This window comes from Flexivirga sp. YIM B11880 (assembly GCF_058148645.1).
On record NZ_JBMAMH010000003.1, the window covers coordinates 99699 to 120342 of the forward strand.

A 20644-nucleotide genomic window follows, 5' to 3' on the forward strand; every position below is an offset into this window, starting at 1 on the left:
AGGCGGCGCTCGGCCGGCGCTCAGGTCGTGGCGAGCCGGCGCTGTTGCTCGGCGACGTCGAAGTCGGCCGGCGGCCACGAGAGGTCCAACTGGCGCAGCGTGTCCAGCAACAGCTGGTGCACGGCCAGTCTGGCATACCACTTGTGGTCGGCCGGCACGACATACCAGGGGTGCTCGGACGTCGACGTCTTGTCGAGCACTGCCTGGTAAGCCGCTTGGTAGTCGTCCCAGAGCCGGCGTTCGTCGATGTCCCCCGGGTTGAACTTCCAGTACTTGTCCGGCCGGTCCAGACGTTCGGCGAGCCGCTGCTTCTGCTCCGCGCCGGAGATGTGCAGCATCACCTTGATCAGCTGAATTCCCTTGTCATGGCACGACTTCTCGAAGTCGTTGAGTTGGGAGTAGCGGCGGCGCCATACCTTCGACGGGACGAGGTCATGGACTCGCACGACGAGCACGTCCTCGTAGTGGGACCGGTCGAAGACCCCGATGTAACCGGGCCTCGGCAGCTGGTTGCGGATGCGCCACAGGAAGGGGTGTTCACGCTCCTCCTTGGTCGGCGCCTTGAACGAGTGGATCGAAACGCCTTGTGGATCAACGCTGCCCACCACGTGCCGCAGAATGCCGCCCTTGCCGGAGGTGTCCATGCCCTGCAGCACGAGCAGCACCGCCGGCCCGTCGCCGTCGCGGCCGTTCGCGAACAACCGCTCCTGCAGGTCGTCGATCTCGTCGCGGGTCGCCTGCATGAGGCGCTTCGCGTCCTTCTTCGAGCCGGAGTATGCCGGGGTCGATCCCGGATCAACCTCTGTGAGAAGGAAGTCCGGTCCCACGCGGAGCGCTTCGCCGATCCCTTCAGCGGACAATTCGGCGTGCTTGCCCTTCGTCTTCTGCTTCGCGCCGTGCTTCTTCGACATCCTGCATGATGGCACGACAGAGCCGCGTTGTCTCGACCTCAGCGAGCGCAGAAATCCCTGACGACGCGCTCCCAGCGAGCCGAGTCGACGTTCCATTCGCGGCAGTGGCGCGCAACGTCCCAGGTCTCCAGCTGCACCAGATCGGGCCGTGCGGCGGCAAGGGCGGCGGACGGCGCGTAGGGCACGAATTCGTCGACAGCGGAATGGATCAGCAACATCGGGCGGGTCAACTCATCTGCCCGGCGCAGCCAGTCGGTGGCCCGGATGTCGACCGGCTCCCCGAGTCCGGCGAGCGCGCGCCGCAATGGGCTCCGGAGCAGCCGGCCCCCGAGCTGGGAGATCAGCCGCGGCAGCCGGTGCTCGCCAGCATGGAAGTCGAGGACGGGCGCCCAGTCGACCACCGGGGAGTCGAGCACCACCCTGCTCACCAGATCGGCGGTACACGAGCGGTCCAGCAGTTGCAGCACGGTCGCGCCGCCCATCGACCAGCCGAAGAGCAGGACCTCACGTGCGCCATGCGCGGCGGCATACACCACCGCGCCCTCGACGTCCTCCCACTCGGTCAGGCCGAGGTGGTAGCGGTGATCGGCGGACCGCGGCGCGCCGATGTCGTTGCGGTAGCTCGGTATGACGCTGTTGATGCCGAGCTCGTGCAGGACCGGCACGGCACGCAGCGCTTCCCCGCGCTGTGCACCGCGGCCGTGGACCAGCACCGCCCAGCGGTCGCCGCCGGGCGCGGCATCGAGCCATGCCGGCGCCGGCCCGAGCGGCGTGTCGAGGGTCATCTCCTCGAGCGGGACGGGCAGCGAGGTGGCCGGCGGCCCGCAGAAGTAGTAGCCGCTCAGCCGTGCCGCACCGCTCTCGAGTGACCCGAAGTCGATGCCCTCCAGGCGTCGCGTCACCCGATCACCGTCGATGTCGAGGACCTCGCCGAGCCGGGCGTGCGTCTGGAAACCGTTCTGCCAGAGGCTGTATCGGCCGGGCGCGATCGACTCGGCATTGCTGTCGAGCACCAGGTGGTCGGTGCCGACCTCGTGCAGCGGGAGGTCGTCGACCGGCGTTTCCGGCGTCACGACCTGCCGGACGAAATAACCGGACACCCCGACCGTGCCGCCGCCCACCGCGGCCGTCAGGCCCGCCGTGACGCCAGTGGTCGGCACGATCGCGCGACGGACGACACGGCTGTTCATGGCTCCATCGTCGCAGGTGGCGGGCACAATGGCGGGATGGACCTGCCGCTGGAGTTGCCCATCACCCCGATGCTCGCAAAGGCGACGCCCGCCGTGCCGCCCGCGGACAGCGTGTCCGGCGGCCTGCTCTACGAGCCGAAGTGGGACGGCTTCCGGTGCATCGTGCTCAAGGACGGTGACGGCATCGAGCTGGCGTCCCGCGGCTCGAAGCCGCTGACCCGCTACTTCCCGGAGCTCGTCGAGGCAGCGCGAGAACAGTTGCCGGACAAGTGCGCGCTCGACGGCGAGGTCGTGGTCCGCGCCGGCGAAAAGGGGGCTGCCAGACTGGACTTCGAGGCTCTGGGCCAGCGCATCCACCCCGCCGAGTCGCGGATCCGCAAGCTGTCGGTGGAGACGCCGGCCGAGGTGATCTTCTTCGACGCGCTGGTGGTCGACGGCGAGTCACTGCTGCAGCGACCCTTCGAGGAGCGACGCCGCGCGCTCGAAGAGGCGATGCGGTCGGTCGGCGCACCGTTCCACTTGACGCGGGTGACCGACGACCCCTCGGTCGCCCAGGACTGGTTCAACCGGTTCGAGGGCGCCGGGCTGGACGGTGTGGTCGCCAAGGCGAAGCGGTCGCCATACGATCCCGGCAAGCGGACCATGCTCAAGATCAAGCACACGCGGACCGCCGACGCAGTGTTGATCGGTTACCGAATCCACAAGAGCGGCAACGGAGTCGGCTCCCTACTGCTCGGCATGTATGACGACAACGGCAACCTGCACAACGTCGGCGGCATCGTCGCGTTCACCGCGAAGCGACGGCTCGAGCTCCTCGACGAGCTCGCGCCGCTCGTCGAACGTGACGACGAGGGCGACGCGGTCCACGGTGAGACCGATCGCTCCCGCTTCAGCAGCAACAAGGACGTGTCGTTCGTGCGGTTGCGACCGGAGCGTGTGGTCGAGGTGAAGTTCGACCAGCTGGAAGGACACCGCTTCCGGCACGGCGTGACGTTTGTGCGCTGGCGTCCCGACCGCGATCCCGAGTCGTGCCTGTTGTCGCAGGTGGACCGGGCCGCGGCATACGACCTCGACGACGTGCTGACGACGATCGACTGACGGTTCGACGCGTGGTCGAGTCCACCGGCTGGCAGGAGCAAGCTCACGCAGTGGCTGGACTGTGCCGACGCTTCCTACCTGACCTCGTCGGTGTCTATGTGCACGGCTCGGCCGCGTTGGGCGGAATGAATCCAGCTTCCGATCTCGACGTTCTTGTCATCGCCGAGTCTGCAGCGGGCGCGGACTCCTTGGCGCCACAGCTGCTGTCCGGCGCCGGTGAGCCACGCGCTCTCGAGTTGTCCGTCGTCACCGGGGCCGCCGCGAGGAAGCCGTAATCTCCCTGGCCTTTCGTGCTGCACGTCAACAGTGGCCAGAACCGCATGCAGTTGGAGACTCGCGGTGGAGATCCGGACCTCCTCGCGCATTACGCCGTCACTCGAGAAGCGGGCATCGCTTTGATCGGTCCAGAGGCGAAACAGGTTATCGGCGTGACCGATTCGGGCTGGCTGCTCCGTTATCTGTGTTCCGAGCTTCAGTGGGGCGTGGATCACGCCGATCAGCGGTATGCCGTGTTGAACGCATGCCGCGCCTGCGCCTATGCGAGCACCGGACGGCTCATGTCAAAGATCGACGGCGCGATCTGGTGGACCCGAATGCGCGGCCCGAGCGAGGTCGTGACGCAGGCACGTGACGCGCAAGCGATGGGACTCGACCTTGGTTTCTCGACACCTGATGCGAGGCACTTCGTGATGGATCGCATCGCCGAGCTGCACTCGGCTCTATAGGACTCGTCAAGCGTTCCGGCGGGCGATGCTGCGTACCACCTTGGCGCGACGTGCTCCGTCGACGAGCAGCTTGGTGGTGGCGCTGATCTGCTCGATGCTGCCGATCCCGTACGGCAGAGCGCGGACCTCGGCATCGGTGATCTCGTCGTGCAGGGCCTGCGGGATGCTTGCCAGACCACGAAAGGGCCGGTCGAAGAATGGGAGCGTGACCGGATCCGCGGAAGGCAGCCCGATTTACGCCTGAAGCCGCCCCAGCACATCCAGGGCGTCGGCCAGTCCGGCTTCCCGCTCCTGCCATGTCTCAGCGGCCAGCGCCGCCCTCAGGCCGTGCGTCGCTGCGGATGCGTGCGGGAGTTGCGCGAAGGCGGTGCCGAACCACTTGCTGTATGGCGGCCAACGACGCTCGAGCAGGAATCCGAGGTGCATCGCAACATGGACCAATCGAGCTGCAGTCACTCGGGATCCGACATCATCACCCCGTGCGCCGGATCGTCCTACAAACGGCAACTCCTCGCCCAATTGCGTCCAGTCGCAGGCGAGGAGATGCAGCCAGAGGTCCCGCGGGTACCAGTCGAGCCGCCGTCGTACGTCGGTCAACAAACCTGCCGTGTCCGCGAAAACGGGGCCCGCAACGACCTCCAGCACGGACTGCCCGGTCAGCGACAACCAATCGGTGATCGAGAGGTCGGTCGTGGCGTCAACCCCCAACCGGGAGCAGGTGAACTCACGGACCGTGCTGACCTCGATGTGTGGCGTCGGTTCGGGTGCCCAGGTCGTGGCAAACCGGGTAGGCCAGCCACGGTATGCGGTCGGTAGCTCGGCATCCAGGAACGTCGTGACTGCGTCGACGTGGTCGGTGTGCACGAGCAGCGTGAGTCGAAGGCCGAAGTCGTGGTCCTGGCTCGTGTCATCGTCCAAGCCCAGAACATCGGACCCGCTGCCGAGTCGCGCAGCCGCGTAGTCAAGCCCCGGGAATCGGCGTGCGAGCAGTGGCTCGACAACATCCTGGAAATACGCACGCGACAACGCCTGCCCGTTCATCTCGTCACGCTAGCAATCCCGCTATCGGGCTGGAGGCGGGCGAGTGGGCATCGACAGAGCGACGGGGCATACCGGCGCCGGTCACGCGGCGTTGATGGTGTGTCCGGGCATGCGGCCGGGGATCAGGTGCCAGGTGACGCCGGTGCTGGAAACCGTTGCCAGGTAACCGCGCCGGTGCACGGTGTGGTGGTGGCGGGTGCACAACAACGCCGAATTGAGCAACGAGGTGTCGCCGCCGGCCCACCACGGAGTGACGTGATGCACTTCGCAAAACCCCGGCGGCCGATCGCAACCGGGGAAGGTGCATCCGCCATCGCGAAGCAGCACCGCGGCCCGCAGCCCACCGGTGACCAAGCGCACCTCCCGTCCGACGTCCAACGGCTCACTCGGTCCGCCTAGGACGACCGGGATCAGGGTGGCGTTGCACGCCAACCGGCGCGCCGCGCCCGCATCCAGCACGTCCCCGGTCGGGCTGGTGGCGCCGCCGACACCGGCGGTCAAGGCGTCCAACCCCATCGTCACCAGCACGGTCGCCGCCCCGGACGGGCAGCCTTTCCCGGTGAGCGCTTTCGCGCCCGCATTGATCAGGTCCAGCAACGCGTCCGCTCGGCGTTTGCCGGGGGTGCGCTGATCACGGGTGCAATCCGGCTCCTCGTCGGCGTCGCGGCTGTGGCGATCGTGGTCGGCGCACCCACCCGTCGACGGCTTCGGCGCCGACCCCGCGCTGATCGCCGCCGTGACGATCGCGGCGTTGGCCGGGGACAGTTCGGCCACCAGCCGCAGCATACCCGCCGGGGTGCGTGACCAGGTCAGCGACTCCACCTCCTCCAACTCCGCGTCCTCATCAGATAACTTCTCCGGGCCGTAGGTGGCCAGGATCTTCCGGGTCAACGCATCCACCCCGGCCGTCCCCAGGGCCGGGTCCAATTGCAGATACCAGCCCAGGATCTCGCCACGGTCCGCGTCCGGCAGCACCGGCGCCACCTTCCTTGCCGCGTTCAGTGCCGTCTTGGCCACCGCCAACGTGTACCCACCATCAGCGACCGCGGCGGCAAGAACCTCGTTACGCCGCTCGCGGCACGCTTCGGCCACCACCGCGATCGTGTGCGCCTCCCGCGGCTCCAACACACACCCCGCCGCGGCCGCCGCACCCAACACCCACTGCTGCGTGCTGGCCGCATCAGACTCAGCCACCGTGCCCCGCTGGACCGCATCACACGTCACCAACGCCGCGACCTGCGCCGACCGCGCATGCACCCGCAGCAAGACCTGCGCCAACTCGGTCAACTCGGACCCGCCGAGCTGATGCACCGTGCCCGGCACCTCCTCCAACAACCCCACCATGGCGCGCAACTGCGCCAGCACCTCCGGCCCCCGACCGGGCACCGGACGCGCGGAATCGTCTACGTCTTCGACCGACACGTTCTGTCTTGGTTGCTCCGGCAACACCATCTTCGAATCGACCGACATAACGCCTCACCTCCTCTCATTACCACTGTTTCGGCTGCCCTCAGCCTAACCGCGACCACCGACAACCGGCCGAGAACGGATTCGGAAGTGTGTATGTATGACAACGCGCCGACGTTCGCCGGCTTGCGCCGCTACGCCGCAGTCTTCGATGAAAAGCGCGTAGCGCTACTTCTCGATCCGGTTGCCGTCGGCGTCCCAGTGCTCGGCCACCTTCTTCGACGGCTGCACGCGCGGCGGCTCGCCCGGCATCTTCGGGTAGTCCGGCGGGAAGTTGAGCTCGCCACCGGGCAGCGTCTCCCACAGCTGCAGCAGCGGCTCGAGCGAGTATGCCGTGTCGTCCATCTCCGCCCACGGATCGCCGTCGCCGAGCAGGTCCGGGACGGTCACCAGGTTGAAGTCGCGCGGGTCGGACACCTCGGCCAGCTGCGACCAGGTCATCGGCGTGCTCACCGGTGCCCCAGGCCGGGCGCGCAACGACCACGCCGACGCGATCGTGCGGTCCCGGTTGTTCTGGTTGAAGTCCACGAAGATCCGCTCGCCGCGCTCCTCCTTCCACCAACTGGTGGTCACTCCCCCATCGCGCCGCTCCAGCTCGCGGCCGAAACCGATTGCGGCGTGGCGCAGTTCCTCGAACGACCAGCGCGGCTGGATGCGCACGTAGATGTGAACGCCGCGGTTGCCGCTCGTCTTCGGGAACCCGCGGATACCCAGCTCCTCGAGCAATTCGCGCGCCACATCGGCGACCCGCTGCGCGTCCGTGAAGCCGGTGCCCGGCTGCGGGTCCAGGTCGATCCGAAGCTCATCCGGCCGGTCGACGTCGGGCCGGCGCACCGGCCACGGATGGAAGGTCAGCGTTCCCATCTGCGCCGCCCAGACGAAGGACGCCGGCTCGGTCGGGCACAACTCCGCCGCGGTCCGCCCACTCGGGAACGTCACGGACACGGTCTCGATGAAACCCGGTGCCCCGCGGGGCAATCGCTTCTGATAGAAACCGTCGCCGTCATCGCCATACCCGGTGGACAGGCGCATGCCCTCGCGGTATCCGTCGGGCCAGCGCTCCATCGCCGTCGGTCGCTCACCCGCCGCGCGCATCAGCGCGTCGCCGACCGTCGCGAAGTATTCGCACACCTGCTGCTTGGTGATCTCCGGTGTGCGGTCGGTCGCCTCGTAGATCAGCCGGTCCGGACTGGAGACGCGCACCTCTCGGTCTCCGGCGGTGACGAAGGCGGCGGGAGTCTTGGCCATGATCCTCAACCTAGGGCTTGGCGACGAATTCAACAGTTCGCCACTCGATTTCCGCACAACAGCCCGGCCGATTCCCTACAGTCCGAAGACCCGTGCATCGCGACGCCGATGCGTGGCACCGTCACCGTTACATCCCCGGAAGGTCCCCATGCCACAACGCCACACCCGCGTGCGTCTGGTCACGCTCCTCGCCACCTCGGCTCTCGCGGCCGGAGGTTCCGTCAGCCTCGCCGCCGCACCCGCCCACGCCGCGTCCAGCTCCGTGCTGATCTCCGCCGTCTACGGCGGAGGCGGCAACAGCGGCGCGCCGTACCAGAACGACTACATCGAGCTCTACAACAGCAGTTCCAGCGCCGTCGACCTCAGCGGCTGGACGCTCACCTACTACTCGTCGACCGGCAACAGCGGAGGTCAGACGACCCTGTCCGGGTCGGTCTCCGCCGGCGGCCACTTCCTGGTTCAGGAGGCGGCGGGCGGCGGCTCCGGCGCACCGCTGCCCACGCCGGACGCGACCGGCGCACTCAACATGTCGGCCACCAAGGGCAGCGTCGTGCTGCGTCAGGGTGACGCCACCGTCGACACCATCGGGTATGGCGCCGTCGACTCCTCGTATGTCGAGGGCTCCGCCGCTCCGGCACCGTCCAACACGATGGCCGACAGCCGCACCACGGGCTGCACCGACACCGACGACAACGCCACGGATTTCGTTGCTGTCGCTCCCAATCCGCTGAACTACACCGCACCGGCCGGCGTGTGCGGGACGAACGGAGGCACCACCCCGCCGCCCACCGGCACACCCGCGACCATCGAGCAGGTCCAGGGCACCAGCTTCGAGTCACCCCTCGCCGGCCAACAGGTCAAGGACGTGCAGGGCATCGTGACGGTGCTCGACGGCACTGCCGGTTTCTGGATCCAGTCCGCTGCCCCCGACGACGACCCACGCACCAGCGAGGGCCTCTACGTCTTCGGCGGAGCAAGCCCCGTCCACGTCGGCGACGCCGTCACGGTCGCCGGCAAGGTGAGCGAATACCGCCCGGGCGGTGTCGACAACGGCAACCTGACCACCACCGAACTCGGCAGCCCCACCATCCAGGTCACGAGCAGCGGCAACCCGCTCCCGGACGCGGTCGTCATCGGCTCCGCCGGACACGTCCCACCGGCGCAGACCGTGGAGACCGGAGACCCGGGCAACGTCGAGACCGCCGGCCTCACCCTCGACCCCAGCACGAACGGTCTGGACTTCTGGGAATCACTGGAAGGCATGCGCGTCCAGGAGAACGACGCCAAGGCGGTCGGCCCCACCGCCACGAAGTATGGCGAGACGCCGATCGTGCCCGGCAATACCACCGATGTCACGTGGACTCCGAACGGCGGTGTGCTCTACCGCAGTTACGACACCCCGAACGCGATGCGGCTGATCCTCTCGGACGCCCTGCTGCCCAAGAACACCGTTGCACCCGCGAACACCGGCGACACCTACCTCGGGGCGACCGTCGGTGTCCTGGACTACAACTTCGGCAACTTCTACCTGATGGCCACCCAGGCCGGTGAGTTGCAGCGGGGTGGCACCGTCCGGGACGTCGCGGCGCCGGCCGGCGAGAAGCAGGCGGCCGTCGCCACCTTCAACGTCGAGAACCTGTCACCCAACGACCCGCAGACGAAGTTCGACCGGCTCGCCGGTCAGATCGTCACCAACCTCGCGGCACCGGATGTCGTGGCGCTGGAGGAGATCCAGGACAACGACGGAGCCACCGACGACGGTGTCGTCGACTCCACCCAGACGACGAACAAGCTGATCGCTGCGATCCAGGCCGCGGGCGGCCCGGCATACCAGGCGGCGTGGATCAACCCGGTCAACGACCAGGACGGCGGGCAGCCGGGCGGCAACATCCGCTCGGTCTTCCTCTACCGGACGGACCGGGGAATGTCGTTCGTCAGCAAGCCGGGCGGCACCTCGACCAACTCGGTCGCGGTGACCGGCACGGGACCGTGGGCGTCGATCAACTACTCCCCCGGACGGATCGACCCGACCAACGCCGCATGGGACGACTCCCGCAAGCCGCTGGTCGGCGAATTCCTCTGGCAGGGAAAGCCGTTGTTCGTCATCGCCAACCACTTCAACTCCAAGGGCGGCGACGACCCGCTGATGGGCCGCTACCAGCAGCCGGAGCGTTCCTCGGAGGTGCAGCGGCACGCGCAGGCCACCGCCGTCCGCAGCTTCGTCGACGACCTGCTCACGGCGAACAAGCACGCCAACATCGTGGTGCTGGGTGACCTGAACGACTTCAACTTCAGCCAGACCGCGAACATCCTCAAGGCATCGGGCAAGACCGCGCTCACCGACCTCATCGACACCCTGCCGGTGAACGAGCGCTACACCTACGACTACGAGGGCAACAGCCAGGTGCTCGACCAGATCCTGGTGAGCGACGCGCTCGCCAAGAACTACGACTACCAGGTCGTGCACACCAACTCGCAGTTCTACGACCAGGACTCCGACCACGACCCGCAGCTGGTCAAGCTCGCCGTCCACTGACGCACGACCACAGCGGCTCCGCGGGAACGTCCCGCGGGGCCGCTGTGTTGTGCTGTATGACGAAAGACCGACTTCGACGGAAGGACCCGCGACGTGAGCGACCAGTCGACCTACAAGGTGACCAAGAGCGACGAGGAGTGGCGGTCGGAGCTGTCCCCGGCGGAGTATGCCGTGCTGCGCGAGGCAGCCACCGAGCGTCCCTTCACCGGCGAATACACCGACACCGAGACCGAGGGTGTCTACTCGTGCCGCGCGTGCGGCGCGGAGCTTTTCCGCAGCGCCACGAAGTTCCACAGCCACTGCGGCTGGCCGTCGTTCTACGCACCGTCCGCCGACGACAACGTCGAGCTGATCCACGACAACTCGATGGGCATGGTGCGCACCGAAGTACGTTGCGCCAGTTGCGGATCCCACCTCGGGCACGTCTTCGAGGGAGAGGGTTATCCGACCCCCACCGACCAGCGCTACTGCATCAACTCGGTGTCGCTGAAGCTCGCTCCGAAGGACGCGTCGGGCTGACCGTTCGTCGTCGCGCCTCCTCGACAGCGACCGGATCCAGTGCCACGCTGGCCCGGTTCGTCACAGGAGGAGGATTGCGATGGCGGTTGAAAGTGGGGTCGGCAAGCCACCCCAGACCACCGGGATCTTTCGGCGGAAGCCGATCGAGGCGGCCGAAGACAGTGGCCTCGAGCGCAGCATCGGTCTCTGGCAGCTGACGGCCATCGGCCTCGGTGCGATCATCGGCGCCGGCATCTTCGCGCTCGCCGGCCCGGTGGCCAAGACCGACGCCGGTCCCGCGGTGTCGATCTCGTTCATCATCGCCGGCATCGCCAGCGCCTGTGCCGCCCTGTCGTATGCCGAGTTCGGTGGCCTGATCCCGCGAGCCGGCTCGGCATACACCTACGGCTATGCCGTCCTCGGCGAGGCTGTCGGCTGGTTCATCGGCTGGGACCTGTTGCTCGAATACACCGCGATCGTGGCGGTCGTCGCGATCGGTGTCTCCCAGTACTTCACCTTCCTGCTCAGCGCCGTCGGCATCCATCTGCCGGCCTGGATGCTCGGCGCTCCGGGCACCGGAAGCGGACACCACATCGACCTGTTCGCGGTGCTGCTGTGCCTGTTCGTCGCCTGGCTGCTCAACCGGGGTATCCACACGAGCGCGAAGGTCGAGACCTGGCTGGTGTTCGTGAAGATCGCCATCGTGCTCGCCGTCATCGTGGTCGGCGCCTTTTACATCAAGTCGGACAACCTCACGCCCTACTTCCCCTACGGCATGTCCGGTGCCGCGACCGGAGCGGCGACCGTGTTCTTCGCGGTCTTCGGGTATGACGCGATGAGCACCGCCGCCGAGGAATCGAAGGACGCCGAGCGCAACCTGCCCAAGGCGATCATCCTGTCGCTGGCGATCGCCATGGTGCTCTACCTGCTCGCCGCGACCGTGCTGACCGGCATGGTCGACTACAAGCACCTCTCCGACACGGCCGCCTTCGCCGAGGCATTCAACGGCGCCGGGCTGACGGTCTTCGCCAAGATCGTCTCGATCGGCGCGATCGTCGGCATCATCACCGTGCTGTTCTCCTTCACCCTGGGTGCGTCGCGCGTCTGGTTCGCGATCAGCCGCGACGGCCTGCTGCCCGGCTGGTTCGCCAAGACCAACAAGCACCAGTCGCCGTCCCGGCCGACCTGGATCGTCGGCATCGTGGCGGCGGGGATCGCCGGGTTCGTCAAGATCGGCGACGCCGCGGAGCTGACCAACATCGGCATCCTGCTGGCTTTTGTCGTCGTCTCCGCCGCGGTCATCGTGCTGCGCTACCGGTCACCGGAGCTGCCGCGCACCTTCCGCACACCCTTCATGCCGGTGACGCCACTGCTCGGCATCGCGTTCTCGATCTGGCTGGTCACCAAACTGCAGGAAGCAACCTGGATCCGGTTCGTGGTGTGGTTCCTCATCGGTGCCGTCGTCTACGCGACCTACGGCTACCGGCACGCCAAGCTCGGCCACGGCGAGGTCGTGCAGACCAAGGACGGGTAGACCTAGCGCAGGCGGCGGGCGAGGTCCCCGATCGGCGTGAGCGGCCCGGTGAAGAACGGGATCTCGACGCGCGTGTGCAGCCGTGCCTCGGCGGCGCGCAGGTCGCGCATCAGGTCGACGATGCGGTGCAGTTCGTTCGCCTCGAACGCGAGGATCCACTCGTAGTCGCCGAGCGCGAACGCGGGCACCGTGTTGGCCCGCACGTCCGGGTAGCCGCGGGCCAGCAGGCCGTGGTCCTTGAGCATGGTCCGCCGCTCGGCGTCCGGCAGGAGATACCACTCGTAGGACCGCACGAACGGGTAGACGCAGACGTACTTCTTCGGCTCCGGGTCGACCAGGAAGTCCGGCACGTGCGACTTGTTGAACTCGGCCGGACGGTGCACCGCGACGCTGGACCAGACCGGGTCGAAACTGCGTCCCAGCTCGGTCAGCTGGAATCGGTGGTAGGCGTCCTGCAGCGGCTCGATGTCCGCGCTGTGCCACCAGATCAGCAGGTCGGCGTCCGCCCGGAGCCCGCCTACGTCATACGTGCCCCGCACCACGACGTCCTGCGACTCGAGCTCCTTGAGGAAGCGCTCCGCCTCGGCGACCGCCTCCTCGCGATCCTTCGGCAGCGGGCGGGTCGCCTTGAACGCGGAGTACATCGTGTAGCGGATGGTGTCGTTGATCTCGTTGATCGTCTTGGCACCGGGTCGCAGTCTGGCGTCGCTCATGCCCTCATTGTCGCGCGCACTGTTCAGTGCTCCGCGAGGAGGGTGAGCGCCCGCGCGGCGGCAGCGCGCCCGGTGCCGATGCAGGCCGGTATGCCGACTCCCTCGTATGCCGCTCCCGCGACCTCCAGCCCCGGCAGCTCGTCGACGGCGGCACGGATCTCAGCGATCCGGGCGACGTGACCCACGGCGTACTGCGGGAGGGCTCCACCCCAGCGCTGCACGTGCGCGGCGACCGGCCTGGGCACGGCGCCGTCCAGGGCGTCTCGCAGGTCGTGCATGCCGGCGGCGGCGAGCTCGGCGTCGCTGCGCTGGAGACTCGCCTCCTCGCCGTGCCGGCCGATCGACACCCGCGCGAAGACGAACTCCGGGGCTGCCTCCGCAAGCCACGGCCACTTGCTGGAGCTGAACGTCGACGCCTTGATGGCGTGCCCGTCGACGGGTGGGACGAGAAAGCCGGAACTGCCGGCGAAGGCACGAGACTCGGACCTCCTGAACGCGAAGGTGACGATGGCCATCGACGCATAGTCGATCTCACCGAGCGCCCGGGCGGCGGCCGCGGCGAAGGGCATGAGCAGCCGGGACGTGGCCCGGGCGGGAGCGGCGATCACCACCGCGTCGGCGTCGACGGACTCGGGCGACCGCGTCTCCCCCACGGTGACCTGCCAACCCGTCGGTATGCGGCGCAGCTCGCGCACCGTCGCCCCGGTACGCACGGTGACCCCACGGTCGAGCAGCAGCCGGACCAGGTGCTTGGGCAGTGCGCCGAGGCCGCCGCGCAGCCCGGCGAAGACCGGTGTGTCCGGCGTCGGTCTCGTCGCCGCGGCGCGGGCCGCCTCACTGAGCAGCCGTCCCTGGCGCGCGGCCGCCAGCAGTGCTGGCGCGGTCACGGCGGCGGAGAGCCGGCGCGCATGCCCGGCATACACACCACCGAGCAGCGGCTCGACCAAGCGGTCGACCACCGCGGAACCCATTGCGGTTTCGACCAGTTGGCCGATCGAGGTGTCCTCGGACACCGTCACGGGCTGCTCCGCACGGACCTTCCGCAGTTCGTCCTCGGTCAGCAGGGACGCGACCGACGACGGGTCACCCGGGACGCCGAGCAGGGTGCCGCGCGGCATCGGGGTCAGCCGGCCGCGCGTCCAGATGGCTGCGGGAACGGCCGCGGGATGGACCGGCGCGACGTCGAGATCGGCCAACAGGTCCAGGCCCTCCGGCCGCCGCGCGAGCATCGACTCCGCGCCCACGTCGACCTGTTGCCCGGCGATGGTGGCCAGCCGCAACTTGCCGCCCACCTGGGGCGAACCCTCCAGCACGACAACCTCGTGGCGTGAGGCGGACGCCTCCAGCGCCGCCGCCAGTCCGCTGATGCCGGCTCCCACGATGACGATCCGTGCCATGAACCCAGCTTCTCAGTCCAGGCAGAATTCGTTGCCCTCCGGGTCCGCCATCACGATGAAGCCCTGGGACATCGGCGGGTCAGGTTCGAAGCGGCGCAGGCGTCGTGCGCCGAGGGCGGTCAGCCGGTGCAACGTCACCTGGAATGCACGACTCATCGTTGCTGCACCTTCCGATCGGCCGACGTCGGGACGACGTCCGCCCAGCTGCGGGCGATGGCGTCGACTGCGCGCCGGAGGGTCACCTCGTCCAGAGCGTATGGCGTGCGGATCCACCGCTCCAGCCCGCGACCGTCGACCGCGAAGAGCGATCCCGGCGCGAGCAGCACGCCGTGGCGTTCGGCGGCGGCGACCAGCGCCGTGGAGCTCTCGCTCGGCAGATGCCACCACAGGCTGAGCCCGCCGGTCGGCACGTCCACCTGCCAGCCGGCGCACCGGTCGGCGAGTGAGAGCAGCGCCCGGCGCGAGGCCCGGATGCGCTCGCGTGACTCGTCGCTCAGCGCGACCTGGGTGCGCAACAGCCGGGCGACGACGAGTTGCTCCAGCACCGGAGCCCCGAGGTCCATCGACAGCCGGGCCCGCGCGATCGCCCCGGTGAGCGCGTGCGGTGCCCGGATCCACCCGATTCGCAGGCCACCCCAGAACGTCTTGGCCGCGCTGCCCACCGTCACGCACTCAGGTGCGTGTGCCGGCATCGGCCGCGCCTCGATCGGCCGGTCCAGCCAGGTGTCGGCCATCGTCTCGTCGACGACACCGACCACGCCGCTCGCCCGCCATTTGCGGGCGACGCGAGCCCGCTGCTCGTCGGACCAGACGCCACCGGTCGGGTTGTGGAAGTCGGGCATCGCCAACATGATTCGGGCATTCGAGCGCCGTATGACGCCGGCGGCCCCGTCCGGGTCGCCTGTGACCAACGGCGCCCCGACCACCCGTGCACCGGCGTGCTGCAGAGCACGCACCGAGTTGGGATAGCTCGGGCTCTCCACCACGGCCACGTCGCCGCGGTTGAGGCAGGCCCGGAACACCGCTGCCAGGCCGGCGAGCGCGCCGGTGGTGACGATGATCTGGTCGGGGTCGGTGGGAACGCCGCGCTCGGTATACCGTTCGGCGATCGCCACCCGCAGCTCCGGCACGCCGAGCGGAAAATAGCCGGCCGCCGCGATGAACGACGGCATTCGTTCGACCGCCCACTCGTAGGCACGGTTGAGTCCCGGCGTCGCGGCGGGCGCGGCGCAGGTCAGATCGACGACGTCGTCACCTGCCGGCTGCAGCGAGGACAACTCCAACGGCTCGCCGCCGCCGGCCACCGGGCCGCCGGGCACCTGCACCACGGTGCCCGAGCCCTGCACGGCCGATGCGTAGCCGCGGTCACGCAGCACGCCATACGCGCGGGTGACGGTGGTCCGGCTCACGCCGAGTTGCGCCACCAGCTCCCGCTCGCTCGGCAACCGGGTGCCGTGGAGCAGCCGGCCGTCGGCGACCAGCCGCCGGATGCCGTCCGCCAGCCACTGATAGGCCGGCACTCCCGGGGCGTGCGGCTCGAGCAGCACCGCCAACCGACGCCCGGACACCCGACTCTCCATCCGGTCATCCTCACGACAATGGCGTCGCCTGGCAAGGCCAGCTTGCCCACGGGTCCGCCAGAACACGCCACTTGCGCTGAAGTGGCTCTTTCTCAGAGCGCCACTCACCGGCATGCTGGACCTCGTGACGCCGACCCTCGCCTCCCTCACGCCTCGCCAACAGCTGCGCGCGGGGCAGCTGCCTGCCCGGCTCGCCCGGCTCTTCGTCGGCCTGAGCCTCTACGGACTCGCGATGGCGCTCTTCGTGCGCGCCGGCCTCGGCCTGGACCCGTGGGACGTCTTCCACTACGGCGTCGCGCAGCACCTCGGACTGGACCTCGGCACGACGGTGATTCTGGTCAGCATCCCGGTGCTGCTGCTGTGGGTCCCGCTGCGTCAGTGGCCGGGCTTCGGCACCGTCTGCAACGCGATCTGGATCGGCGTCGCGATCAACGTCGCGCTGGCGGTCATTCCGACCGCGCACGCCCTGCCGCTGCGGGTGGCCATGCTGGGAATCGCGTTGGTGGTCAACGCACTCGGTGGAGCGCTGTACATCGGCAGTCAGCTGGGGCCGGGACCGCGTGACGGCCTGATGACCGGGCTGCACCGGCGCACCGGATTGAGCCTGCGGCTGGTCCGCACGTCGCTCGAACTCACCGTGCTCGTCGTCGGCTGGCTGCTCGGCGGCGTCGTGGGCATCGGGACCGTGCTGTATGCCGTGTCGATCGGCCCGCTCGTGCAGTTCTTCCTGCGGTTCCTGATCGTGCCGTTGGATGCACCGGTCAGGACGACGCCGAGTGCACCAGGTCCACGACCCGCGTCAGCGCGTCCGGATCCGTGCTCGGCAACACCCCGTGCCCGAGGTTGAAGATGTGTCCGCGCGCAGCCTCTCCCTGGAGCAGGATCTCGCGGACCTTGGCCTCCAACGGCTCCCACGGCGCGAAGAGGAGCGCCGGGTCGAGGTTCCCCTGCAGGCTGTATGACGCCCCGACGCGCCGACTTGCCTCGTCGAGCGGCACGCGGTAGTCGACGCCCACCACATCGGCGCCGGCCTCCCCCATGGCCGCCAGCAGCTCGCCGGTCCCGACCCCGAAGTGGATCCGCGGCACGTCGAGGTCGGCCACCGCCGCGAGCGCGGCCGCCGAATGCTGTTGCACGAAACGCCGGTAATCCGCCAGCGGCAGCGCACCCACCCACGAGTCGAAGAGCTGTACGGCGCTCGCGCCCGCCTCGACCTGCACCCGCAGGAACGTGCCGGAGATCCGAGAGAGCTTTGCACACAACGCATTCCAGACATCGGGCGCGCCATACATGAGCGCCTTGGTGTGCTCGTGGTTCTTGGACGGACCACCTTCGATCAGGTAGCTGGCGAGGGTGAACGGTGCGCCGGCGAAGCCGATCAGCGGCGTCCCGCCGAGCTCGGCGGTGAGCAGGCGCACGGACTGGTCGATGTCCGCCAGTTGCGCCGCGTCCAGCTCGGGCAGGGCCTCGACGTCGGCAGCGGTGCGCACCGGGTGTGCCACGACCGGCCCGATCCCGGGCTTGATCTCCACGTCGATGCCCGCGGCCGCGAGCGGGACGACGATGTCGCTGAAGAAGATGGCTGCATCGACACCGTGCCGGCGGACCGGCTGCATGGTGATCTCGCAGACCAGCTCCGGGGTCCGGCAGGCCTGCAGCATCGGTATGTCGGCACGCGCCGCGCGGTATTCCGGGAGCGACCGCCCCGCCTGACGCATGAACCACACCGGTGTGTGAGTGACGGGCAGGCCGCGGGCGGCACGCACCAGGTTGCTGTCGCGGGGATCAGGGTGGTTCACGGGACAGATCCTCGCACGGAGCGCAGGTCAGGCGACCACGAGCACGACACCGAGCAAGGCGACGGCGACGCCCACGCCCTGCACCGGCCGCATCCGTTCGTGCAACACGAAGCGCGCGAGCAGCAAGGTGGCCACCGGATAGAGCGAGGCCAGCACACTGGCCAGACTCACCTCCGCGTGCTGGGAGGAGAGTGCGAAAAGGGCCGTGGCGCAGAGGTCGCCGCACCCCACGAGGAAGAGTGCCGGTAGGTCACGCCGGTGTGGAGAGGTGCCGGCGGCAAGGCGCGGCACCAGCCGGCAGAGCAGGCCGAGCTCGGCGACGCCGACCAGCCGCATCACCCACAGCGTCGTGACGACACCGCCGTCGGCTGCGCGATGGACGCAGTAGAGCGACGTCCCCAGACCGGCTGCGGCGCACACCGCGAGCAGCACCGGCAGTCTCGACACCACGCCGGAGAACTCCGGCCCGGCGGCGAGCACCGCGCCGCCGAGGGCGAGCAGGAGGCCGACGCCGACGACCACGGTCACCGAGTCACCCGTGAGCAACCCGATGGTCACCGGCAGCACGGCACCGAGGGACGCGATCGGCGACACGACGCCCATGGTGCCGACCGAAAGACCGGCATACAGGCACGTGAGCCCGAGGGCGTTGGCGACACCTGCGGCGACGCCCCAGAGCCACAGCGTGCCGGACGGGCCACCACCGACCACCAGGTGCGCGGCAAAGACGACCGACATGACGAGCAGTGCTCCGACTTGGGAGATGGCGACCACTCGAAGCGGTGCGAGGCGCTTGCTGAACAGCCCGCCGCCGAAGTCCGCGGACCCCCACACTGCGCTCGACGCGATCGCGAGCAGCGCGCCGGTCACCACCTCGCTCCGCCCGCCATCCCGGCATCGTCGCACGCTCGGTCCCCTCTGTCCGGGTCGGTATGGCGACCCGCCGCACGAAGATCCAGCAATCGAAGTCTTGTACGACCTAGGCTTGTCTGCCGTGGGCACACAAGACCTTGGCGGGGCAACCGCACCCGAGTTCCAGCAAGCGGTCCGCGCGTTGCAGAGCGTGCGGCTGCGGCCGGAGATCCGGCTGACCGAGGTGCCTGCACCCGGCCGGATCGCTCCCTATTCGCTGGCGATGACCGCCGACGTCTGCAGCACCATCGAGGCCGACGAGTCCGAGCTGGCCACCGGCCGCTTCGTGGTGCTGCACGACCCGGACTTTCCTGAGCCGTGGGAAGGTTCGTGGCGCGTGGTCACCTTCGCCCGCGCCGAACTCGAGGCGGAGACCGGCGCGGACCCGTTGCTGGGTCAGGTGGGCTGGAGCTGGTTGATGGACTCGCTGCGCGACGGCGGAGCCGAGTTCCGCGCCGAGGCCGGCACGGTGACCCGGGTCCTCTCGGAGGGCTTCGGCTCACTGACCGAGGACGGCGGCACCGTCGAGATCGAGATCCGGGCGTCCTGGACCCCGACCGGCCCCGACCTGGGCACGCATCTCGCGGCGTGGACCGACCTGTTGTCGACGGTCGCCGGCCTGCCGCCGCTGCCGGAGGGCGTGGTGGCCCTGCCGGGTCAGCGCCGATGACCGATATTCCGGAGGAATCGCCCGACTACCCGGTCCTGGCAGCACCGGCCGACGGCATACCCGAGGTCATTGCGGACGAGCGCGCCCTGCAGCGCGCCGCGGACGCCGTCGCCGCCGGCCACGGTCCGGTGGCGCTCGACGCGGAGCGCGCGGCCGGTTATCGGTATGGCGGCCGCGCCTACCTGGTGCAGCTGCGGCGCGCCGACGCGGGCACCTTTCTGATCGACCCCGTCGCGCTGCCCGACCTCACGCCGTTGCAGGACGCGATCGGCGACGCTGAGTGGGTCTTGCACGCCGCCACCCAGGACCTGCCGTGCCTGGCCGAGGTCGGCATGCGGCCGCGGGCGCTGTTCGACACCGAGCTCGGCTCCCGACTGGCCGGACTCCCCCGCGTCGGACTCGCCACGGTCGTCGAGCACTACCTGGGCATCACCCTGGCCAAGGAGCACTCCGCGGTCGACTGGTCGACCCGTCCGCTCCCGGAGCCGTGGCTCACCTATGCCGCCCTCGATGTCGAGGTCCTGGTCGAGGTCCGCGACCGGCTGCGCGCCGACCTCGAACAGCAGGGCAAGCTCGACTGGGCGTTGCAGGACTTCGCGGCCCTCACCGACTTCACCGGCCCGCCGCACCGCACCGATCCGTGGCGCCGCACCTCAGGCATGCACCGCATCAAGGACAAGCGCGCGATCGCGCGGGTCCGCGAGTTGTGGTCGACGCGTGACGCGATCGCGCAGGAGCAGGACATCGCACCGGGGCGGATCCTGCCCGATGCCACGATCGTCGAGCTCGCCAACACCGCTCCCCGCGACGCCGAGGCACTCCGGCGGGCGAGCTCCACGCTGCGCAGCACATCCCGCAGCCGCGCGCGCGTGGCCGAACGCGGCCTGACCCGCTACACCGATCGCTGGCTCGACGCCCTTGGCCGGGTGGCGCAACTGCGCGACACCGAGCTACCGCCGGCGACCGTCCGCAGCGATGCCCCGCCACCGCAGCGCACCTGGGCCGACCGCAACCCCCAGGCGGCCGCGCGGCTCACCTTCGTGCGTGCGGAGCTGACCCGGTTCTCCACCGAGCGGCAGGTGCCGCTCGAAAACCTGGTGACGCCCGACACGTTGCGCCGGGTGCTGTGGGACCCGCCGAAGCCCTTCGAGGAGAAGGGGATTCGTGATCGGCTCGCCGAGCTGGGCGCACGCGACTGGCAGATCGACATCGTCACTCCGCTGATTCTCGAAGCGCCGACCGAACTCCCGGCGGAGGCCGCCGTTACTGACGAGTAACAAACCGGTTAGAGTCGGCGGGTCAACTCGTCTCATCCTCGGGAGGCA

The 20644-nt window shown here is 69.1% G+C and carries 20 protein-coding genes; 9 read left to right on the top strand and 11 right to left on the bottom strand.

What is annotated here, in order from left to right:
• Positions 1 to 20: 20 nt before the first annotated feature.
• A complete protein-coding gene (locus ACN8HC_RS06530; protein ID WP_490074012.1) occupies positions 21 to 911 on the bottom strand; it encodes a polyphosphate kinase 2 family protein in 891 nt (296 codons plus the stop codon).
• Between the two features lie 38 nt (positions 912 to 949).
• Complete coding sequence (locus tag ACN8HC_RS06535) at positions 950 to 2101, bottom strand: alpha/beta hydrolase family protein (protein ID WP_490074013.1); 1152 nt, start codon at positions 2099 to 2101, stop codon at positions 950 to 952.
• Between the two features lie 36 nt (positions 2102 to 2137).
• Between ACN8HC_RS06535 and ACN8HC_RS06540 the strand changes: the two genes are divergently transcribed.
• Genes ACN8HC_RS06540 through ACN8HC_RS06550 form a run of 3 tightly spaced genes read left to right on the top strand, consistent with a single transcriptional unit; the run spans position 2138 to position 3924 of the window.
• Positions 2138 to 3199, top strand: a complete 1062-nt coding sequence (locus ACN8HC_RS06540; protein WP_490074014.1) for an ATP-dependent DNA ligase — start codon at positions 2138 to 2140, stop codon at positions 3197 to 3199.
• Between the two features lie 50 nt (positions 3200 to 3249).
• Entirely contained in the window at positions 3250 to 3474 is a 225-nt protein-coding gene (locus ACN8HC_RS06545; protein ID WP_490074210.1) for a nucleotidyltransferase domain-containing protein, read from the top strand.
• Between the two features lie 15 nt (positions 3475 to 3489).
• Positions 3490 to 3924: an aminoglycoside adenylyltransferase domain-containing protein gene (locus ACN8HC_RS06550; protein ID WP_490074015.1), complete on the top strand. Its 435-nt coding sequence runs from the start codon at positions 3490 to 3492 to the stop codon at positions 3922 to 3924.
• Positions 3925 to 4158: 234 nt separating this feature from the next.
• Here ACN8HC_RS06550 and ACN8HC_RS06555 read toward each other — a convergent pair whose 3' ends face one another.
• The 3 genes from ACN8HC_RS06555 to ACN8HC_RS06565 form a co-directional block, all read right to left on the bottom strand.
• The gene (locus tag ACN8HC_RS06555) at positions 4159 to 4842 is read right to left on the bottom strand and encodes a DUF4037 domain-containing protein (RefSeq protein WP_490074016.1); all 684 of its coding nucleotides are present in this window, start codon (positions 4840 to 4842) and stop codon (positions 4159 to 4161) included.
• Positions 4843 to 5046: 204 nt separating this feature from the next.
• Positions 5047 to 6435 carry an HNH endonuclease signature motif containing protein gene (locus ACN8HC_RS06560; protein WP_490074017.1) on the bottom strand — a complete coding sequence of 463 codons (1389 nt, stop codon included), beginning with the start codon at positions 6433 to 6435 and terminating at the stop codon, positions 5047 to 5049.
• 165 nt (positions 6436 to 6600) lie between these two features.
• Positions 6601 to 7680 (bottom strand): DNA polymerase domain-containing protein, encoded by a 1080-nt coding sequence (locus tag ACN8HC_RS06565; RefSeq protein WP_490074018.1) that lies wholly within the window; start codon positions 7678 to 7680, stop codon positions 6601 to 6603.
• A 148-nt stretch (positions 7681 to 7828) separates the two neighbouring features.
• On the opposite strand from ACN8HC_RS06565, the gene ACN8HC_RS06570 reads away from it, so the two are divergent.
• The 3 genes from ACN8HC_RS06570 (at position 7829) to ACN8HC_RS06580 (ending at position 12248) form a co-directional block, all read left to right on the top strand.
• Positions 7829 to 10216, top strand: coding sequence for a DUF8508 domain-containing protein (locus ACN8HC_RS06570; protein ID WP_490074019.1), 2388 nt, complete (start codon positions 7829 to 7831; stop codon positions 10214 to 10216).
• A gap of 93 nt (positions 10217 to 10309) precedes the next feature.
• A complete protein-coding gene (gene msrB / locus ACN8HC_RS06575) occupies positions 10310 to 10735 on the top strand; it encodes a peptide-methionine (R)-S-oxide reductase MsrB (RefSeq protein WP_490074020.1) in 426 nt (141 codons plus the stop codon).
• Positions 10736 to 10814: 79 nt separating this feature from the next.
• Positions 10815 to 12248: an amino acid permease gene (locus ACN8HC_RS06580; RefSeq protein ID WP_490074021.1), complete on the top strand. Its 1434-nt coding sequence runs from the start codon at positions 10815 to 10817 to the stop codon at positions 12246 to 12248.
• A gap of 2 nt (positions 12249 to 12250) precedes the next feature.
• Here the strand turns inward: ACN8HC_RS06580 and hemQ are convergent, their stop codons facing one another.
• From hemQ to yczR, 4 genes are read right to left on the bottom strand one after another with little or no spacing between them, the layout of a single operon-like run.
• Complete coding sequence (gene hemQ, locus ACN8HC_RS06585) at positions 12251 to 12961, bottom strand: hydrogen peroxide-dependent heme synthase (protein ID WP_490074022.1); 711 nt, start codon at positions 12959 to 12961, stop codon at positions 12251 to 12253.
• 23 nt (positions 12962 to 12984) lie between these two features.
• Positions 12985 to 14358, bottom strand: coding sequence for a protoporphyrinogen oxidase (gene hemG / locus ACN8HC_RS06590; protein WP_490074023.1), 1374 nt, complete (start codon positions 14356 to 14358; stop codon positions 12985 to 12987).
• Between the two features lie 12 nt (positions 14359 to 14370).
• Positions 14371 to 14514 carry a VOC family protein gene (locus ACN8HC_RS06595; RefSeq protein ID WP_490074024.1) on the bottom strand — a complete coding sequence of 48 codons (144 nt, stop codon included), beginning with the start codon at positions 14512 to 14514 and terminating at the stop codon, positions 14371 to 14373.
• Positions 14511 to 15938: a MocR-like transcription factor YczR gene (yczR, locus tag ACN8HC_RS06600; protein ID WP_490074025.1), complete on the bottom strand. Its 1428-nt coding sequence runs from the start codon at positions 15936 to 15938 to the stop codon at positions 14511 to 14513. The genes ACN8HC_RS06595 and yczR overlap by 4 nt, the downstream gene beginning before the upstream one ends.
• Before the next feature lie 124 nt (positions 15939 to 16062).
• Between yczR and yczE the strand changes: the two genes are divergently transcribed.
• Positions 16063 to 16785, top strand: coding sequence for a membrane protein YczE (gene yczE / locus ACN8HC_RS06605; protein WP_490074026.1), 723 nt, complete (start codon positions 16063 to 16065; stop codon positions 16783 to 16785).
• On the opposite strand, the gene hemE is transcribed toward yczE, so the two are convergent.
• Together hemE and ACN8HC_RS06615 are read right to left on the bottom strand one after the other, a co-directional pair.
• Positions 16700 to 17737 (bottom strand): uroporphyrinogen decarboxylase, encoded by a 1038-nt coding sequence (gene hemE / locus ACN8HC_RS06610; protein WP_490074027.1) that lies wholly within the window; start codon positions 17735 to 17737, stop codon positions 16700 to 16702. The genes yczE and hemE overlap by 86 nt on opposite strands.
• A gap of 27 nt (positions 17738 to 17764) precedes the next feature.
• The gene (locus ACN8HC_RS06615; RefSeq protein ID WP_490074028.1) at positions 17765 to 18607 is read right to left on the bottom strand and encodes an EamA family transporter; all 843 of its coding nucleotides are present in this window, start codon (positions 18605 to 18607) and stop codon (positions 17765 to 17767) included.
• A 124-nt stretch (positions 18608 to 18731) separates the two neighbouring features.
• Here ACN8HC_RS06615 and ACN8HC_RS06620 point away from each other — a divergent pair, with 124 nt between their 5' ends.
• The gene (locus ACN8HC_RS06620; RefSeq protein WP_490074029.1) at positions 18732 to 19319 is read left to right on the top strand and encodes a DUF3000 domain-containing protein; all 588 of its coding nucleotides are present in this window, start codon (positions 18732 to 18734) and stop codon (positions 19317 to 19319) included.
• Positions 19316 to 20596: an HRDC domain-containing protein gene (locus ACN8HC_RS06625; RefSeq protein ID WP_490074030.1), complete on the top strand. Its 1281-nt coding sequence runs from the start codon at positions 19316 to 19318 to the stop codon at positions 20594 to 20596. Before ACN8HC_RS06620 ends, ACN8HC_RS06625 begins: the two co-directional genes overlap by 4 nt.
• The last annotated feature ends 48 nt before the right edge of the window (positions 20597 to 20644 follow it).

Coding starts and splice junctions, on each gene's coding strand:
- ACN8HC_RS06560 (WP_490074017.1), bottom strand. CDS start 6,435: ATGTCGGTCGATTCGAAGATGGTGTTGCCGGAGCAACCAAGACAGAAC.
- ACN8HC_RS06540 (WP_490074014.1), top strand. CDS start 2,138: ATGGACCTGCCGCTGGAGTTGCCCATCACCCCGATGCTCGCAAAGGCG.
- ACN8HC_RS06595 (WP_490074024.1), bottom strand. CDS start 14,514: ATGAGTCGTGCATTCCAGGTGACGTTGCACCGGCTGACCGCCCTCGGC.
- hemG (WP_490074023.1), bottom strand. CDS start 14,358: ATGGCACGGATCGTCATCGTGGGAGCCGGCATCAGCGGACTGGCGGCG.
- ACN8HC_RS06580 (WP_490074021.1), top strand. CDS start 10,815: ATGGCGGTTGAAAGTGGGGTCGGCAAGCCACCCCAGACCACCGGGATC.
- ACN8HC_RS06565 (WP_490074018.1), bottom strand. CDS start 7,680: ATGGCCAAGACTCCCGCCGCCTTCGTCACCGCCGGAGACCGAGAGGTG.
- yczR (WP_490074025.1), bottom strand. CDS start 15,938: ATGGAGAGTCGGGTGTCCGGGCGTCGGTTGGCGGTGCTGCTCGAGCCG.
- hemQ (WP_490074022.1), bottom strand. CDS start 12,961: ATGAGCGACGCCAGACTGCGACCCGGTGCCAAGACGATCAACGAGATC.
- ACN8HC_RS06625 (WP_490074030.1), top strand. CDS start 19,316: ATGACCGATATTCCGGAGGAATCGCCCGACTACCCGGTCCTGGCAGCA.
- ACN8HC_RS06570 (WP_490074019.1), top strand. CDS start 7,829: ATGCCACAACGCCACACCCGCGTGCGTCTGGTCACGCTCCTCGCCACC.
- ACN8HC_RS06535 (WP_490074013.1), bottom strand. CDS start 2,101: ATGAACAGCCGTGTCGTCCGTCGCGCGATCGTGCCGACCACTGGCGTC.
- ACN8HC_RS06530 (WP_490074012.1), bottom strand. CDS start 911: ATGTCGAAGAAGCACGGCGCGAAGCAGAAGACGAAGGGCAAGCACGCC.